The organism is Pseudomonas sp. SZ57, assembly GCF_009495975.1.
In the GTDB taxonomy this organism is placed as follows: Bacteria; Pseudomonadota; Gammaproteobacteria; order Pseudomonadales; family Pseudomonadaceae; genus Aquipseudomonas; species Aquipseudomonas syringae.
This window is the reverse complement of the sequence record NZ_WIBD01000029.1, coordinates 61,350-78,086: the sequence shown is the minus strand read 5'-3', so window position 1 is coordinate 78,086 and position 16,737 is coordinate 61,350. Positions and strand designations below refer to the sequence as shown.

15 protein-coding genes are annotated in these 16,737 nt (G+C 59.4%); 8 read left to right on the top strand and 7 right to left on the bottom strand.

Features of this window, described 5'->3' with window-relative positions:
• Positions 1-82: 82 nt before the first annotated feature.
• The 4 genes from GE543_RS23590 (at position 83) to GE543_RS23575 (ending at position 5,595) form a co-directional block, all read left to right on the top strand.
• Positions 83-685 (top strand): LysE/ArgO family amino acid transporter, encoded by a 603-nt coding sequence (locus GE543_RS23590; RefSeq protein ID WP_003413296.1) that lies wholly within the window; start codon positions 83-85, stop codon positions 683-685.
• A gap of 191 nt (positions 686-876) precedes the next feature.
• Positions 877-1,458, top strand: a complete 582-nt coding sequence (sodB, locus tag GE543_RS23585; RefSeq protein ID WP_003313497.1) for a superoxide dismutase [Fe] — start codon at positions 877-879, stop codon at positions 1,456-1,458.
• Between the two features lie 546 nt (positions 1,459-2,004).
• Complete coding sequence (locus GE543_RS23580) at positions 2,005-4,056, top strand: bifunctional diguanylate cyclase/phosphodiesterase (RefSeq protein ID WP_003413299.1); 2,052 nt, start codon at positions 2,005-2,007, stop codon at positions 4,054-4,056.
• A gap of 180 nt (positions 4,057-4,236) precedes the next feature.
• A complete protein-coding gene (locus GE543_RS23575; RefSeq protein ID WP_100072507.1) occupies positions 4,237-5,595 on the top strand; it encodes an imelysin family protein in 1,359 nt (452 codons plus the stop codon).
• Positions 5,596-5,725: 130 nt separating this feature from the next.
• Here the strand turns inward: GE543_RS23575 and GE543_RS23570 are convergent, their stop codons facing one another.
• Positions 5,726-6,355, bottom strand: a complete 630-nt coding sequence (locus GE543_RS23570) for a pyridoxamine 5'-phosphate oxidase family protein (protein ID WP_003424424.1) — start codon at positions 6,353-6,355, stop codon at positions 5,726-5,728.
• A 226-nt stretch (positions 6,356-6,581) separates the two neighbouring features.
• On the opposite strand from GE543_RS23570, the gene GE543_RS23565 reads away from it, so the two are divergent.
• The 3 genes from GE543_RS23565 to GE543_RS23555 all read left to right on the top strand — a co-directional run bounded on the left by GE543_RS23565 (position 6,582) and on the right by GE543_RS23555 (position 10,258).
• Entirely contained in the window at positions 6,582-8,009 is a 1,428-nt protein-coding gene (locus tag GE543_RS23565; protein ID WP_153222496.1) for a di-heme oxidoredictase family protein, read from the top strand.
• A 61-nt stretch (positions 8,010-8,070) separates the two neighbouring features.
• Positions 8,071-9,135 (top strand): imelysin family protein, encoded by a 1,065-nt coding sequence (locus GE543_RS23560; protein WP_044312123.1) that lies wholly within the window; start codon positions 8,071-8,073, stop codon positions 9,133-9,135.
• A 16-nt stretch (positions 9,136-9,151) separates the two neighbouring features.
• Entirely contained in the window at positions 9,152-10,258 is a 1,107-nt protein-coding gene (locus tag GE543_RS23555) for a DUF1513 domain-containing protein (RefSeq protein ID WP_153222495.1), read from the top strand.
• Between the two features lie 18 nt (positions 10,259-10,276).
• Here the strand turns inward: GE543_RS23555 and GE543_RS23550 are convergent, their stop codons facing one another.
• The 5 genes from GE543_RS23550 to colR form a co-directional block, all read right to left on the bottom strand.
• On the bottom strand, positions 10,277-10,504 hold the full coding sequence (locus tag GE543_RS23550; RefSeq protein WP_017278167.1) for a hypothetical protein: 228 nt from the start codon (positions 10,502-10,504) through the stop codon (positions 10,277-10,279).
• The gene (locus GE543_RS23545; protein WP_032699611.1) at positions 10,501-11,223 is read right to left on the bottom strand and encodes a lipopolysaccharide kinase InaA family protein; all 723 of its coding nucleotides are present in this window, start codon (positions 11,221-11,223) and stop codon (positions 10,501-10,503) included. Before GE543_RS23545 ends, GE543_RS23550 begins: the two co-directional genes overlap by 4 nt.
• Before the next feature lie 4 nt (positions 11,224-11,227).
• Positions 11,228-11,908, bottom strand: coding sequence for a class I SAM-dependent methyltransferase (locus GE543_RS23540; RefSeq protein WP_153222494.1), 681 nt, complete (start codon positions 11,906-11,908; stop codon positions 11,228-11,230).
• A 200-nt stretch (positions 11,909-12,108) separates the two neighbouring features.
• Positions 12,109-13,398 (bottom strand): HAMP domain-containing sensor histidine kinase, encoded by a 1,290-nt coding sequence (locus GE543_RS23535; protein ID WP_153222493.1) that lies wholly within the window; start codon positions 13,396-13,398, stop codon positions 12,109-12,111.
• Positions 13,388-14,071, bottom strand: a complete 684-nt coding sequence (colR, locus tag GE543_RS23530; protein ID WP_002555020.1) for a two-component system response regulator ColR — start codon at positions 14,069-14,071, stop codon at positions 13,388-13,390. Before colR ends, GE543_RS23535 begins: the two co-directional genes overlap by 11 nt.
• A 177-nt stretch (positions 14,072-14,248) precedes the next feature.
• Here colR and GE543_RS23525 point away from each other — a divergent pair, with 177 nt between their 5' ends.
• Positions 14,249-14,989 carry a phosphatase PAP2 family protein gene (locus GE543_RS23525; protein ID WP_153222492.1) on the top strand — a complete coding sequence of 247 codons (741 nt, stop codon included), beginning with the start codon at positions 14,249-14,251 and terminating at the stop codon, positions 14,987-14,989.
• 82 nt (positions 14,990-15,071) lie between these two features.
• Here the strand turns inward: GE543_RS23525 and groL are convergent, their stop codons facing one another.
• On the bottom strand, positions 15,072-16,715 hold the full coding sequence (gene groL, locus GE543_RS23520; protein WP_003413326.1) for a chaperonin GroEL: 1,644 nt from the start codon (positions 16,713-16,715) through the stop codon (positions 15,072-15,074).
• Between the last annotated feature and the right edge of the window lie 22 nt (positions 16,716-16,737).

The window sequence follows — 16,737 nt, the reverse complement described above, 5'->3', positions numbered from 1 at the left end:
TGGGCGATGAAGATTATTGGTTTTCCTTATATCCCCCGAGCCCTAAGAATGGCTACCTGAATCTGCTCAATGGAACATCCTTATGTGGCAAAGCTACCTCAACGGGCTGCTGATCGCGGCAGGCCTGATCATGGCTATCGGAACTCAAAATGCTTTTGTGCTGGCTCAGGGCCTGCGTCGTGAACATCACGTGGCCGTGGCGATGCTGTGCATTGTCTGCGACGCCCTGCTGGTAGCGGCAGGTGTGTTCGGTCTGGCCAATGTGCTGGCGCAGAATCCGACCCTGCTGGCGGTGGCGCGCTGGGGCGGCGTGATATTCCTGAGCTGGTACGGCCTGCAGGCACTGCGCCGCGCCTGCTCGCGGCAAAGCCTGGAGCACAGCGCAGCGGTTGGCAGAAAATCGCTGCGCACCGTGTTGCTCAGCGCATTGGCGGTCACCTTGCTGAACCCGCATGTCTATCTGGACACCGTGTTGCTGATTGGCTCGCTGGGCGCACAACAAGGCGTACCTGGCGCGTATGTCGCCGGCGCAGCCAGCGCTTCGCTGCTGTGGTTCTCGAGCCTGGCCCTGGGCGCGGCATGGCTGGCTCCCTGGCTGGCGCGCCCTGCCACCTGGCGCATGCTGGACCTGATGATCGCGGTGATGATGTTCAGCGTGGCCTTCCAGTTGATCCGCTCAGCCTGACGGATTCATGACCGCAGAGTCAAACCCGTGGGAACCTCTATCCCACACAGTTGTTGCGTGGTTAAGGCGCAGACCCGGTGCTATGATCCGGGGTCTGCGCCGCAAAAGAGTAAAACTCCCGGTGCATGCTGTATCTGGCCGCCCGTGATCGGCCGTGCGACTACCGCAATTGACCTGAAAGGAGATAAACCATGGCTTTTGAATTGCCGCCACTGCCCTACGCCAAAGACGCTCTGGTGCCGCACATTTCTGCGGAGACTCTGGAATATCACCACGACAAGCATCACAACACCTACGTCGTGAACCTGAACAACCTGGTGCCTGGCACCGAGTTCGAAGGCAAGACCCTGGAAGAGATCATCAAGACCTCCTCGGGCGGTATCTTCAACAACGCCGCTCAGGTCTGGAACCACACGTTCTACTGGAACTGCCTGGCCCCTAACGCTGGCGGCGAGCCTACCGGCGCTCTGGCCGAAGCCATCAACAAGGCATTCGGTTCCTTCGACAAGTTCAAGGAAGAGTTCAGCAAGACGTCCATCGGCACTTTCGGCTCCGGCTGGGGCTGGCTGGTGAAGAAGGCTGACGGCTCCCTGGCACTGGCCAGCACCATCGGTGCCGGCAACCCGCTGACCAGCGGCGACACCCCGCTGCTGACCTGCGATGTGTGGGAACACGCCTACTACATCGACTACCGCAATCTGCGTCCGAAGTACGTAGAGGCGTTCTGGAACCTGGTGAACTGGGACTTCGTGGCCAAGCAATTCGCAGCCTGAGTCCAGCGTCATCGAAAAAACCCGGCCTCGCGTCGGGTTTTTTATGTTCCCCGGCCTGTAAAGGTTGCTCACCAGACGCTTGTTTCACAGACGGCGTAGAACACCAGCCTGCCCGTCAGGCGAATCGCAAATCTTTTTTCGCCTGCCGCTCGTACTTTGTGTATTGTCAGAAAACGCTATCTGACTCGTAATACAACTTAATTCTCTATGACGTAATTCTTTACAGTGTTCTGCTCTAGGCTCTGTACGAAAAGTCGGCGAGCGAAGGTCAGGCGAGGCAAAAACAGGCGAGGAAGCGGAGTCTACGTGTTGTAAATGAGCATTCCGAGCCTGTTTTTAACGAAGCATCACCGAGCGCAGCCACTTTTCGTACAGAGCCTAATTACCTACCTGGCCACCCGACACATGAGGTGGCTTTGGCCAGCAGGTGCAAGGAACGCGAAGATCAGCCAGACGCAACGGTTGTGACAAGGTCACGGCGTGCGGGCCTGGTTTTTCGAGGGTCATGAGGCGATATGCCCTCCGACACGAACTAAGGAACGGCCATTGAAGCTGGAACTCAAGAACAGCCTGTCGGTAAAGTTGCTGCGCGTTGTGCTGCTTTCGGCGCTTCTGGTAGGCGTCCTGCTCAGCTGTGCGCAAATCGTCTTCGACGCCTACAAGACACGTCAGACCGTGGCGAACGATGCCGAGCGAATTCTCGGCATGTTTCGCGATCCTTCGACGCAGGCCGTCTACAGCCTGGACCGCGAGATGGGCATGCAGGTCATCGAAGGCCTGTTCCAGGATGACTCGGTACGCATGGCGTCCATAGGGCACCCCAACGAAAGCCTGCTCGCCGAGAAAAACCGGCCGCTGAAAACCTCCTCTACCCGGTGGCTGACAGACCTAATCCTCGGTCAGGAGCGCAGCTTCACCACTCAACTGGTAGGCCGCAGCCCTTACAGCGAGTATTACGGCGACCTGCGCATCACGCTGGACACCGCCAATTACGGCGAAAGCTTTCTGGTCAATGCCGGAATCATCTTCATCGCGGGCGTGCTGCGTGCGCTGGCAATGGGGCTGGTGCTGTATCTGGTCTATCACTGGCTGCTGACCAAGCCGCTGTCGAAGATCATCGAGCACCTGATCGCGATCAACCCCGACCGCCCCAGCGAACACCAATTGCCGCTGCTCAAAGGCCACGAGAAAAACGAACTGGGGATCTGGGTCAACACCGCCAACCAGTTGCTCGCATCCATCGAGCGCCACACTTACCTGCGCCATGAGGCCGAGAACAATCTGCAGCGCATGGCGCAGTACGATTTCCTCACCGGCCTGCCCAATCGACTGCAGTTGCAGACACGGCTGGACAGGATTCTGGAAGACGCGGGACGCCAGCAACACAGAGTGGCGGTTCTTTGCGTGGGACTGGATGACTTCAAGGGCATCAACGAACAGTTCAGCTACCAGTCCGGCGACCAATTGCTGCTCGCACTCGCGGATCGTCTGCGCGCGCACAGCGTAAGGCTCGGCGCACTGGCACGCCTGGGCGGCGACCAGTTCGCGCTGGTCCAGTCCAACATCGAGCAGCCCTACGAGGCGGCTGAACTGGCGCAAAATATTCTGGATGAGCTGGAAGCGCCGTTCATCGTCGGCGATCAGCAGATTCGACTGCGGGCAACCATCGGCATCACGCTGTTTCCCGAAGACGGCGACAGCACCGAGAAACTGCTGCAAAAAGCCGAACAGACCATGACACTGGCCAAAGCCCGCTCGCGTAACCGGTATCAGTTCTACATCGCCAGCGTGGACAGCGAAATGCGCCGCCGCCGCGAACTCGAAAAAGACCTGCGCGAAGCCCTGCCACGCAATCAGTTGTACCTGGTCTATCAACCGCAGATCAGCTATCGCGATCACCGTATCGTCGGTGTGGAAGCGCTGATCCGCTGGCAGCATCCGGAGCATGGCCTGGTGCCGCCGGACGTATTCATACCGTTGGCCGAGCAGAACGGTAGCATCATCGCCATCGGGGAATGGGTGCTGGATCAGGCCTGCCGCCAACTGCGCGAATGGCTCGATCAGGGCTTCACGGATTTGCGCATGGCAGTCAACCTGTCGACCGTGCAGCTGCATCACGCCGAACTGCCGCGCGTGGTCAACAACCTGCTGCAGATCTATCGCTTGCCACCGCGCAGCCTGGAACTGGAAGTGACCGAAACCGGGCTGATGGAAGATATCAACACTGCCGCCCAGCACTTGCTGAGCTTGCGACGTTCCGGCGCCTTGATTGCCATCGATGACTTCGGCACCGGCTATTCATCGCTGAGCTACCTGAAAAGCCTGCCGCTGGACAAGATCAAGATTGACCGCAGCTTCGTGCAGGACCTGATCGATGACGACGATGACGCCACCATCGTGCGAGCCATTATTCAGTTGGGCAAAAGCCTGGGCATGCAAGTCATTGCCGAAGGCGTGGAGACCGTCGAGCAGGAGGCCTATGTAGTGACCGAGGGCTGCCACGAAGGCCAGGGCTATCTGTACAGCAAGCCGCTGCCGGGTCGGGAGTTGCTGGCTTACCTCAAGCAGTCGCGTCAGGACCACACCGCCAGCCTGTGAACCGGTTTGCACGCGCCCGGCCATTCAAGCCATCTTGAAACCGACTGTTACAACCTGCCGAATGCCTGAACACGCCCACACAGGCGTTTTGCCTTTACATCGAATGCAAATCTTTCGCATTATGTCGCAGATTTTATGGGCGCCCGCCCGCCATCACCTTTATCGACGCAGGATTCAGTCATGATTCGTATGCCTCTGGCAACCGCTAGTCTGTTGGCCATCGCTATCTCTCTCGCCGGTTGTGGCGAAGGCAAGGACAAGGCTGCCGCCCCGGCACCCGCGCCAGCCGCTGCTCCGGCGACGCCGGCTGTGACGCCGGCGGCCCCTGCTCCGGCAGCCGCTGCCCAGACTGACGACGCGGCGGCCAAGGCTGTGGTCGCGAACTACACCAACATGGTGTCCGCCGTGTTCGACGATGCCGAGGCCGGCGCGAAAAAACTCAGCACTGCCGTCGACGCATTTCTGGCCAAACCCAATGATGAAACCCTGAAAGCCGCCCGTGAGGCGTGGATCGCTGCGCGTGTGCCTTACATGCAGAGCGAAGTCTTCCGTTTCGGCAACACCATCATCGACGACTGGGAAGGACAGGTTAACGCCTGGCCCCTGGACGAAGGCCTGATCGACTATGTGGCCAAGGATTATCAGCACGCGCTGGGCAACCCGGGCGCCACTGCCAATATCATCGCCAACACCGAAATTCAGGTCGGCGAAGACAAGGTCGACGTGAAGGAAATCACCTCCGAAAAACTCGCCAGCCTGAACGAGCTGGGCGGTTCCGAGGCCAACGTCGCCACCGGCTACCACGCCATCGAATTTCTGCTCTGGGGCCAGGACCTGAACGGTACCGGCCCTGGCGCCGGCGCACGTCCGGCCAGCGATTACCTGCAAGGGGCTGGCGCAACCGGCGGCCACAACGACCGTCGCCGCGCCTACCTCAAGGCCGTCACCGACCTGCTGGTCAGCGACCTTGAAGAAATGTCCGGTAACTGGAAAGCCGGCGTGCCCGACAACTACCGCGCCACGCTGGAAGCCGAATCCGGCGAAAGCGGTCTGCGCAAAATGCTCTTCGGCATGGGCAGCCTGTCGCTGGGTGAACTGGCGGGCGAGCGCATGAAAGTCGCACTGGAAGCCAACTCCAGCGAAGACGAACACGACTGCTTCAGCGACAACACGCACAACTCGCACTTCTACAACGGCAAGGGCATTCGCAACGTTTACCTGGGCGAGTACACCCGTACTGACGGCACCAAGGTCAGCGGGCCGAGCCTTTCGTCTCTGGTCGCCAAGGCAGACCCGGCCACCGACGCCACCTTGCGCGCCGACCTGGACGACACTCAGGCCAAATTGCAGGTCATCGTCGATCATGCGAACAAGGGCGAGCATTTCGACCAGTTGATCGCTGCCGGCAACACGGCTGGCAATCAGGTGGTGCGTGACGCCATCGCCGCGCTGGTCAAACAGACAGGCGCTATCGAGCAGGCGGCTGGCAAGCTGGGCATCACCGACCTGAACCCGGACAACGCCGATCACGAGTTCTGATCAACCGCGTTTGTTGCAGTAACGATCAATGCCGGTCAGTTCGCTGACCGGCATTTTTTGTGTCTGATTGACAGGCATCGTTTGCAACTGCCGTGCGCGTTGACCTGCGACATGGGGGGACTCCCAGGCATCAGTACAACGTATCGGCAATACGCCCCGGCAGCGCCTTGTCATAGGCTTCGCCGTCGATCTGCTCCGCCGAAACCGCTTTGAGGATCTGCCCGGCAGTGGGTAGCGCACTGCGTTCGATGTGCTTCGCCGGGTCCCACAAACCGGACCTGATGGTCGCCCTGCTGCACTGGAAATACACGCTGGTCACTGAAATACGCAGGACAGACCTGGGCAATTGGCCCTTCACTGCGAAACGCGACAGCAACTCGGGCTCAACCGATATCTGTGCGGTTCCGTTGACGCGCAGGGTTTCACCCACGCCGGGTATGAGGAACAGCAGCGCGACGCGCGGATCGTTGACGATGTTGCGCAGCGTATCGATGCGGTTGTTGCCGCGTCGGTCCGGCAGGTAAAGCGTCTTGCTGTCCTCGATATGCACCAGGCCCGCCTGATCTCCACGTGGAGAAGCATCAAGCCCGTCAGGGCCGGCAGAGGCAAGCACGGCGAACGGTGCCTGCTCGATGAAAGGTCGGTAGACCTCGTGAATGTGGTCAACTTCCTTGAGGAGCGAAGGAGGTGCGATCGGACCATAGATCGCTTCCAGTGCCTGGATGGTGGTCACGAACGCGCTGTTGTCCGGGTTATTCATTGGATAATCTCTGCTGGCCGTTGGTGTATGAATGCTGCCAGCGTCATGTGACTGATCGTGTGAAGCAGCCTGCGCAGCATAGGCAAAAACATCAGGACCCGACCAGCCTCAAAGATTCGTAACATCACATTGCATGAGACGTCGCAAACGATAATCCCTCTTATTCAAACCGCACGAGGCTGATAAGCTTGCACGCCCCGATTTTTCGCCCCGTTGCAGGATGTTTATGAGTACGCGGCTCCGTCTATCACTTGCCTTGCTCACGACCCTGGTCCTGAGCGCATGCGATGACGCCCCGCGTTTCACGCATGCCGAGCCGGGAGAAGCCTTGTCCGGTGGCAGTGCCACCGTCAGGAAGAGCGACCAGAACGCTTTCTCCATGCCCTCGGCCAATCTGGCCCCCGTGCGGCGGCTGGATTTCAGCGTCGGCAACAGCTTCTTCCGCAGCCCGTGGGTGATTGCGCCGTCGACTACCACCGCTCGCGATGGGCTGGGGCCGTTGTTCAACACCAATGCCTGCCAGAACTGCCACATCAAGGACGGTCGCGGTCACCCGCCAGAAGCTGGCGACAGCAATGCCGTGTCCATGCTGGTCAGGCTGTCGATTCCCGATGACCCGGCCTATGCCGATCTCATAAAGCGCAACGGCGTGCTGCCCGAGCCGGTTTACGGCGGGCAATTGCAGGACATGTCGAACCCCGGCGTAGCGCCCGAGGGCAAGGTGCGGGTCGAGTACGATGCGCTGACGGTCGAGTTTCGCGATGGCACGTCAGTCGAGCTACGCCAGCCGACCCTCAGGATCACCCAGTTGGGCTATGGCCCCATGCACCCCGATACTCACATCTCGGCACGCGTAGCCCCGCCAATGATCGGCCTGGGCTTGCTCGAGGCCATTGCCGATGATGCCATCCTTGCCAATGCCGACCCTGATGACAAGAACGCCGATGGCATTTCGGGACGTCCCAACTGGGTCTGGGACGACGCTCGGCAAAAAGTGGTGATGGGCAGGTTTGGCTGGAAAGCCGGCCAGCCGAACCTCAACCAGCAGAACGTGCACGCTTTTTCCGGCGACATGGGGCTGACCACCAGCCTGCGCCCTTTCGATGATTGCACACCGGCCCAGACCGATTGCCTGGCTGCGCCCAATGGCAATGGCCCGGAGGGCGAACCGGAAGTCAGCGACAACATCCTGCGCCTGGTGGAGTTCTACACCCGCAACCTGGGTGTGCCGGCGCGCCGTAAGGTCGACGACCCGCAGGTGCTGGCAGGCAAGAACCTGTTTTTCCAGGCGGGCTGCCAGCAATGCCACACCCCCTCTTTCAAAACCCGTAGCGACGCCGCCGAACCCGAGCTGGCCAATCAGGAGATTCGCCCGTACAGCGACTTGCTGCTGCACGACATGGGCGAAGGGCTGGCCGATAACCGCACCGAGTTCCAGGCCACCGGTAGTGAGTGGCGCACCCCGCCCTTGTGGGGGCTTGGCCTGACCGGCACGGTAAGCGGACACACCCAACTGTTGCACGACGGTCGCGCGCGTAATGTGCTTGAGGCGATACTGTGGCACGGCGGCGAAGCCCAGGCGGCGCAGCGTCAGGTTCTGGCTTTTGACGCACAGCAACGTGAAGCGCTGCTGGCCTTCCTGAATTCGTTATGATTGCGCCCTTTGCAGAATCTTCCTGTTCTAACATCTTCCTTTCAGAAATAAGGAGCCGGACATGTTCCGACCCAAGTTGTTGCTGACCAGCCTTGCGGCACTTGCCTTGGGTGCCTGCTCGCCATCCGACCCTCAGGCGGTAACGTCCGCAGCGATTGCCAAACAGGTCATCCTGCCGACCTACAGCCGTTGGGTGGAGGCTGATCGTCAGTTGGCAGCCAGCGCATTGGCGTTCTGCCAGGGCAAGACTGATCTGGCCACAGCCCGCGCCGACTTTTTGAAAGCACAGAAGACCTGGGCCGAGTTGCAACCGCTGTTGATCGGCCCTCTGGCCGAAGGCAATCGCGCCTGGCAAATACAGTTCTGGCCAGACAAGAAGAATCTGGTGGGCCGTCAGGTCGAGCAACTGGTGACTGCACAGCCACAGATCACCGCTCAGGAACTGTCCAAGGCCAGTGTCGTGGTGCAGGGCTTGTCCGCCTACGAATACATCCTCTTCGACGCTGACATCGACATGGCCAATGCCGAGCAAAAAACGCGCTATTGCCCGCTGCTGATGGCCATCGGTGAACGCCAGAAGCTGCTTGCCGAAGAAATCCTCAACAGCTGGAATAGCACCGACGGCATGCTCGCGCAACTGAGCAAGTTCCCCAATCAGCGCTACGCCGACTCCCACGAAGCGATTGCCGAACTGCTGCGCGTTCAGGTCACCGCCCTCGACAGCCTGAAGAAAAAGCTCGGCACGCCATTGGGTCGTCAGAGCAAGGGGCAGCCGCAGCCGTTCCAGGCAGATGCCTGGCGCAGCAAGTCGTCGCTCAGCAGCCTGGAAGCCAGCCTGATCAGCGCCGAGACGGTGTGGACCGGTGTCGACAACAAGGGCTTGCGCAGCCTGCTGCCCGCCGAGCAGAAACCGCTGGCCGACAAAATCGATGCCGCCTACGCTAACAGCCGCAAATTGCTGTCGGAACTCAAGCCGCCGCTGGCCGACCTGCTGGCCACCGATGCAGGCCGCCAGCAACTCAATGCGTTTTACGACAGCCTGAATGCCGTGCATCGTCTGCACGAGGGCGAGCTGGCCAAGGCCCTCGGCATTCAATTGGGTTTCAATGCCAACGACGGCGATTGATCAAGAGGTAGATGTGATGTTGCGACGTCAGGCCATGGCGCTCGGCAGTCTTCTGCGCAGCGCCTGCACGCTGGGTGGCTGGACCCTGTTCAAGCAAAAGAACACACGCCCCTTGTTGCTTTCAGCTCGCGACGATGGCGACGGCAAGCACTATGCGGTGGGTTTCAAGCTCGACGGAACGCAGGTATTCGCGACCCGGGTGGGCCAGCGCTGCCACGACATCATCAATCATCCCGACCTGCCACTCGCGGTGTTCATCGCCCGTCGCCCAGGTACTGAAAGCTACCTGATCGACCTGCGCGATGGCCGCTTGCTGCAAACCATCGTGTCGCAGCCCGACCGCCACTTCTACGGCCATGCCGTGATTCATCGCGACGGCGAATGGCTGTATGCGACGGAAAACGACACCCGTGATCCAGGCCGCGGTTTATTGGGCGTCTACCGCTTCGTCGACGAGCGACTGGTGCACTCGGCCGAGATCCCCACGCATGGCATCGGCCCGCATCAGGTCTCCTGGATGCCGGACGGTGAAACGCTGGTGGTCGCCAATGGTGGCATTCGCACCGAAGCGGAAAGCCGGGTAGAGATGAACCTCGATGCCATGCAACCCAGCCTGGTCATCATGCAGCGTGACGGTACCTTGCTCAGCAAGGAAGCGCTTTCCCAGCAGATGAACAGCGTGCGCCATATGGGCATTGCCAGCGATGGCACCATCGTCGCGGGTCAACAGTTCATGGGCGATAGCCACGAGTTGGCCGAGCTGCTGGCCATCAAGCGTCCAGGCCAGCCATTCCAGGCGTTTCCGGTGGCAGAAGAGCAATTGCGCGCGATGGCCCACTACACCGCCAGCGTCGCAGTGCACAGTGACCTGCGACTGGTGGCCCTGACGGCACCCCGCGGCAACCGCTTCTTTATCTGGGATCTGGACAGTGGCGCATTGAAACTGGATGCGCCGTTGCCGGACTGTGCGGGAGTCGGCGCTGTAGCCGACGGCTTTGTCGTGACCTCAGGCCAGGGACGCTGCCGCTTCTATGACTGTCGCAAGCCGCAGCTGCTGGCCCAACCGCTGGACCTGCCAGCCGGGTTGTGGGACAACCATCTTCATCTGGCTCAGGTGAGTTAGGTAAGGGAGCCCAGGGCTTCAGTTTTTGATCCCGGTACCCTGCGCCAGGCTGTACATGAACAGCAACAGGTCGTGATCCGGCTGTACGTTCACCAGATTCTTCGCCACGCGTGGCAGTGGGCAGTAGCCCTCGCCATGCTGCGTGATGAGGATGCGGGTAGACGGTTGTTCAAGCGCCGCCACGGCGACGGTGGCAACTGCCAGTGCACCGAAGATAAACAAACCTCTTGCCATTTCTAGCTTCATGACTCTAAACCTTTGATAGAGCTGCCAAACGCTGCATGATAAAAGTAGATCAACTTCTGCCAGTCTGCAGCGCTGAATGACGAATGGCGTCGTAGCTGTTTCATATCGTGCTGGGCTGCGCCTTGAGCGGTAAGGCGACGACGGCCCTTTTCGAGATCGAGCAAGGCGACCTCGACGTTGGCGTCCGCCCCTTCCCCCGTCACCCGCACGAAAATGTGCTTGATGTACAGACAGCTGTGCTGCCAGCGGCCCAAGTGCATGCGGGCCAGAGTGGCTGCCACTTCCTTGAGCACACGCTCATAGAACAGCTCGCCATGGCGCTCGCGCCCTCCGGCAGCCTGCCACTTTTCAATTTCCTCGAAGCCTTCCAGCGCTACGGTGACCAGCAATGCCCGCCAGGCATTGTCCTCGCCCCGCTCGGCACCGCAAAACACCACTTCAGGGACGACGACGCCAAGTTTGCGAAGACCTTCAAGCGCCTCGCGCTCGCGCAGTACGGTGGGCCGGCCCAGCGGGTGCAGCAGGCTGCGGTAGATGTGACCTGTCTGACGTTTGGCATAGAGGGTCTGCCCGTTGTCCATGATCAACCGCTGCACACCACTCTCTCCGCCGCGACGCACATTGGGTTCTTCAACCCATTCGCCACGCTGGCTCCAGAACTGATCGAACTCGTTCTGGATCGGGTTCACAACTGGTTCTTTCACGGACTGCAAACCCATCTTTTTACCTTTTACGTAGGACATAGACTCGCCACATGGCGTACATGGGCAGGAAATCCATTCGGTTCTGAATGCGAAATCCTGCCTGCTCAAATTCGGTTTCTGCAGTAACAACAGGTAACACAAAACGATTCTGGTAACTTTCCCGCCCGGTTTTTTGCTGGCGTTTGTTCTCGAGGCGCGCACGCTTCCATGCCTTGAAATTGCCATCAACCCAGAGGGAGACGATCACGCTGTCACGGGTTACGCGTTGAAACTCGCGCAATAGAGCCATCCGGTCGCTGGACTGACCGACGTGGTGCAACAAGCGCATGCAGAAGATGCTGTCTACTGCGTTATCAGGCAGGTCGATGGCAAAGGCAGATGTCTGCAAAGGTTGTACCCTTTTTACAACGTCTGCCGGCTGCGAGGCACAGGCGGTACTGAGCATGTCTGCGGAGTTATCGGCACCGATGATCGAGCGGTTCGGCTTCTCGGCCAATAACGGCCAGAAGCGTCCAGCACCACAAGGCAGGTCCAGCACCAGGCCCGGGTCCCCGGCCATGTGCAGCGCCTTTCTCGCCAGCTGTTCATCGCGATGATGCGACAGCTTGCGCCAGATACCGTCCTGATGCTTTTCGAGGTACTGGCGGGCGTGTGTCTTGTCGTACTTTCGGGAAAACTCGAGTTCGATGCGTTCGCTCATGAGAGCAGCTCCTGATGTTGATGGGGGCCAAACTAAAGGCACCGCCGTCACCGTCAGGTCATCTGAATGTGAAAAAAATGTTACGTTTTCACATCAGGTGTTTCGAGATTTTACAGAGAGTTAGAGGCCGTGTGTGGCCAATCGACGAAGTGCAGTCAATTGGCCGCTACACAATAAGGCCGGTCTACTCGAGAGAAAGGTCAGGGTTTGATCACGTTGAGCGTCACCTTGAATCGGCAACCATGGGGCTCCATAGGGGTGAGATCGACGCTCCATCCCTGATTGGTACAAATGCGCTGCACCAGTGACAGGCCAAGGCCCAGCCCCTCTCCGCGCTGCTCATTGCCACGTACGAAAGGCTCGAACATCGCCTCGCGTTTCTCCTCGGGAATGCCCACGCCGCTGTCCTCCACGGTGAAGCTTTCTGCGTGCAGGGTCAGCGCAATGAATCCGTGATCGGTGTAATGCAGCGCGTTACGCAGCAAGTTGCCCATCACGGCATGCAGGAAGGTTGCGTTGTAACGAATATCGGACAGCTGGTCATCGCCAGGTGGCGTGTAGGTCAACTGCAGCCCCTTGCTCTCTATCGGGTCACGCCACTGGGAGATCAATTGTTCGGCCACCCCGACCAGCGTGGCCTTGGGCGTCATGGCCGGGTCTTCGCGCTGGGTGCGAGCGAGCATCAGGAAGGTTTGCACCAGATCGCGCATTTCTTCGCAGGCACGGCCGATACGCTCGACCTGACGACGGCCGCGCAAATCGAGCGCAGGGTTTTCCAGCAGTAGCTCACAAGAGCTGGCCAGCACCATCAACGGCGTACGCAGTTCATGGCTTACGTCGCTGGTGAACATGCGCTCACGAATCAACGCCTGCCGCAAGCGACCCAATGTTGCGTCGAAGGCCACCGCCAACTCGCCGACTTCGTCAGCGGCATAGTCGGGCGCCAGAGGCGGTGCCAGTCCAAGCAGCTGGTCACGGTGGCGAACCTGCCGGGCCAGACGTACTACAGGCGCCATGACCCGGCGCGCCAGCACCCAACCGAGAAACACCGCCAGCGCCAGGGCCAGAACGAAACCGACCAGCACGACGGCGAACAGCACCCGCTCACGCTCTTCAAAATCGCTCTGATCCTGCAACAGGGCGTAATGCCGGCCGTCCACCACCTCGATCATGGCGTGGTATGACAACGGCCCACGGAACACCTCATGGAAGCCTGGCTCTAGGTGACGAATATCCTTGGGCAGGTCGAAGTCGCCCGGACCGTTGGTGAAATAGAACAACTGGTCGGGCTTGGGCCGGTGACTCCAGTCGCTGACACTGTCCATCAGCATCAGACGGTTGAGGTCACCCCCGAGGCCGGCGGAAATCAGCTTTTCTTCGACCAGGTGGACGGTGGAGATGATTCCGATGGCGAACGACCCGGCGACCAGTGCACTCATCAATGCGAAAGCAATGATGATCCGTTGCGCAAGACTCTGTTTAAACTCCATCCCGGCCCTCGGCCAAGCGATAGCCCACGCCATGCACGGTCTGCAACAGCGGTTTGCCAAACGGTTTGTCGATCACCTGACGCAACTGGTGCACATGGCTGCGCAGGCTGTCGCTGTCCGGGCAATCGTCGCCCCACAGCGCTTCTTCGAGAATCTCGCGGCGCAGTACGTGCGGGCTCTTCTGCATCAGCACGGCGAGCAGCTTGAGCCCGACCGGGTTGAGCTTGAGCATGCGCCCCTCACGCGTGACCTCGAGGGTGTCGAGGTCATAGACCAGATCGGCCACCTGCAAGGTACGCCGCCCGCCGCCTTGAGCACGACGCAATACTGCTTCGATCCGCGCGGCCAGCTCAGACAGGGCAAACGGCTTGAGCAGGTAGTCGTCAGCACCGGAGCGGAAACCCTGCAGTCGGTCGTCCAGTTGGTCGCGGGCGGTGAGCATGATGACCGGCGTGTCGCGCCGGGCATCTTCGCGCAGGCGCTTGCACAGGGTGTAGCCGTCGATACCGGGCAGCATGATGTCGAGAACGATCAGGTCGTAGTGCTCGGTGGCTGCCAGATGCAGTCCTGAGAGGCCATCCTGGGCGCAATCGACGGTATAGCCTTTCATGCCCAGGTAATCGGCCATGTTCGCCAGGATGTCGCGGTTGTCTTCAACCAGAAGAATTCGCATAAAACACTCTCATATGCAGTTTGGGCTGGCGCAGCTTAAGGCGAAGTGGGCGTGAGGGCCAGCGCCGAAATGGCATGACGTTTTTTTCACCTATGATTCATAAGGCTCATGACACACTTTGAGACGAACCGTCGCACACAATAATCGCGGCATACCCTTCAAAGATCTGGATTCGATATGTCGAAAACCGTCGCCCCACCCTATTCCCGCTCTATCAACCCGTGGATTTACCTGGGTATTCCTGTCACCGTGGCACTGATCCTCATGCTGCTTGAACTGACTTCCCTGGACATGGACATCGCCAAGCTGGCCTTCGATCCGGTCAGCGGACAGTTCATCGGCAGGCACAGTTATTTTCTCGAAGACGTTCTCCACGACCGCGCCAAACAACTGGTCATGGTGTTCGGCGCGGTGGCGATGATCGGCTTTGCGGCGTCCTTCAAAGTACAGCGCCTGATCCCGTGGCGCAGGGAGTTGGGTTGCCTGGTGCTGTCCATGGCGCTTTCAACCGCCTTCGTTACCCCGGTGAAAGTGGTGACGTCAGTGCAGTGCCCCTGGAGCCTGAAAGAATTCGGTGGTCAGGAAACCTACAGCGAACTGTTGAGCCCACGCCCTGCGACCGATAAACCGGGACGCTGCTGGCCGGGCGGTCATGCGGCGACCGGCTTTACCCTGTTCGCGCTGTTCTTCGCTTTTCGCGACCGTCGTCCACGGATGGCGAAAATGGGCCTGGCTCTGGCGTTCGGCCTTGGAACGGTGTTCTCTGTCGGGCGGATGCTGCAAGGTGCGCACTTCTTTTCCCATAACATCTGGACTGCAGTGTTCTGCTGGCTGATCTGTCTGGGGGTTTATTACTTCGTGCTTTACCGCCCCGAACCCAAGGGTCTCGAGAACAGCAAGGTACAACCGACGCATTGATTGATCCGGCACACAAAGACCATAAAAAAACCCCGCACAAGGCGGGGTTCTTTATGGGTGTAACGCTGGGGGTAAAGCTGGCTTACATCATGCCGCCCATACCACCCATGCCGCCCATGTCCGGCATGCCGCCGCCTGCTGGCTTGTCGTCAGGCACGTCAGCGATCATCGCTTCGGTGGTGATCATCAAGCTGGCGATGGAGGACGCCGCCTGCAGAGCAGAGCGAGTCACTTTGGCCGGGTCAAGGATACCCATTTCGATCATGTCGCCGTATTCGCCGGAAGCAGCGTTGTAACCGTAGTTACCCGAACCCTGCTTGACCTTGTCGACAACAACGCTTGGCTCGTCACCGGAGTTGGCAACGATCTGGCGCAGAGGCGCTTCGACTGCACGACGCAGCAGAGCGATACCGACGTCCTGATCAGCGTTGTCGCCTTTCAGACCTTCGATAGCCTGCAGGGAGCGAACCAGTGCCACGCCACCGCCAGGTACCACGCCTTCTTCAACGGCTGCGCGGGTTGCGTGCAGGGCGTCTTCAACGCGGGCTTTCTTCTCTTTCATCTCGACTTCAGAACCGGCACCGACCTTGATCACTGCAACGCCGCCAGACAGCTTGGCCAGACGCTCTTGCAGTTTTTCCTTGTCGTAGTCCGAGCTGGTGTCGCCGATTTGCTGACGGATCTGGGAGATACGCGAGTCGATATCGGTTTTCACGCCAGCACCATCGATGATGGTGGTGTTTTCTTTGTTCAGGATGACGCGCTTGGCATTACCCAGGTGTTCCAGAGTAGTGGTTTCCAGGCTCAGGCCGATCTCTTCGGAGATAACGGTACCGCCAGTCAGAACAGCGATGTCCTGCAGCATGGCCTTGCGACGATCGCCGAAACCTGGAGCCTTGACGGCTGCAACTTTCACGATACCGCGCATGTTGTTGACTACCAGAGTCGCCAGCGCTTCGCCTTCAACGTCTTCGGCAACGATCAGCAGAGGACGGCCAGCCTTGGCGACTGCTTCCAGAACCGGCAGCATTTCGCGAATGTTGGAGATCTTCTTGTCGACCAGCAACAGCAGCGGGCTGTCCAGCTCGGCAACCATGGTGTCCGGCTTGTTGATGAAGTACGGGGACAGGTAACCACGGTCAAACTGCATGCCTTCTACAACAGACAGCTCGTTTTCCAGGCCCGAACCTTCTTCAACGGTGATAACGCCGTCTTTGGTCACTTTTTCCATGGCTTCGGCAATGATGTCGCCGATGGAGTGATCAGAGTTGGCCGAGATGGTGCCGACCTGGGCGATTGCCTTGGTGTCGGTGCATGGCTTGGACAGCTTTTTCAGCTCGGCAACAATGGCGATGGTCGCCTTGTCGATGCCGCGCTTGAGGTCCATCGGGTTCATGCCGGCAGCGACGGCCTTCAGGCCTTCGTTGACGATGGCCTGAGCCAGAACGGTAGCGGTAGTGGTACCGTCGCCTGCATCATCGTTAGCACGGGAAGCAACGTCTTTGACCAGCTGCGCGCCCATGTTTTCGAAACGGTCTTTAAGCTCGATTTCCTTGGCAACCGAAACACCGTCTTTGGTGATCAGCGGAGCGCCAAAGCTTTTCTCGATGATAACGTTGCGGCCTTTAGGGCCCAGGGTCGCTTTAACTGCGTCAGCCAGGACGTTTACACCGGCGAGCATTTTTTTGCGGCCAGAATCGCCGAATTTAACTTCTTTAGCAGCCATGATCATTATTCCTTGAATACTT

Excerpts from the sequence above, each read along its gene's own strand:
- GE543_RS23540 (WP_153222494.1), bottom strand. The coding sequence starts at position 11,908 with ATGAGCGAACGCATCGAACTCGAGTTTTCCCGAAAGTACGACAAGACA.
- GE543_RS23565 (WP_153222496.1), top strand. The coding sequence starts at position 6,582 with ATGAGTACGCGGCTCCGTCTATCACTTGCCTTGCTCACGACCCTGGTC.
- GE543_RS23545 (WP_032699611.1), bottom strand. The coding sequence starts at position 11,223 with ATGGGTTTGCAGTCCGTGAAAGAACCAGTTGTGAACCCGATCCAGAAC.
- GE543_RS23525 (WP_153222492.1), top strand. The coding sequence starts at position 14,249 with ATGTCGAAAACCGTCGCCCCACCCTATTCCCGCTCTATCAACCCGTGG.
- sodB (WP_003313497.1), top strand. The coding sequence starts at position 877 with ATGGCTTTTGAATTGCCGCCACTGCCCTACGCCAAAGACGCTCTGGTG.
- GE543_RS23570 (WP_003424424.1), bottom strand. The coding sequence starts at position 6,355 with ATGAATAACCCGGACAACAGCGCGTTCGTGACCACCATCCAGGCACTG.
- GE543_RS23590 (WP_003413296.1), top strand. The coding sequence starts at position 83 with ATGTGGCAAAGCTACCTCAACGGGCTGCTGATCGCGGCAGGCCTGATC.
- GE543_RS23535 (WP_153222493.1), bottom strand. The coding sequence starts at position 13,398 with ATGGAGTTTAAACAGAGTCTTGCGCAACGGATCATCATTGCTTTCGCA.
- colR (WP_002555020.1), bottom strand. The coding sequence starts at position 14,071 with ATGCGAATTCTTCTGGTTGAAGACAACCGCGACATCCTGGCGAACATG.
- GE543_RS23560 (WP_044312123.1), top strand. The coding sequence starts at position 8,071 with ATGTTCCGACCCAAGTTGTTGCTGACCAGCCTTGCGGCACTTGCCTTG.
- GE543_RS23550 (WP_017278167.1), bottom strand. The coding sequence starts at position 10,504 with ATGAAGCTAGAAATGGCAAGAGGTTTGTTTATCTTCGGTGCACTGGCA.
- groL (WP_003413326.1), bottom strand. The coding sequence starts at position 16,715 with ATGGCTGCTAAAGAAGTTAAATTCGGCGATTCTGGCCGCAAAAAAATG.
- GE543_RS23575 (WP_100072507.1), top strand. The coding sequence starts at position 4,237 with ATGATTCGTATGCCTCTGGCAACCGCTAGTCTGTTGGCCATCGCTATC.
- GE543_RS23555 (WP_153222495.1), top strand. The coding sequence starts at position 9,152 with ATGTTGCGACGTCAGGCCATGGCGCTCGGCAGTCTTCTGCGCAGCGCC.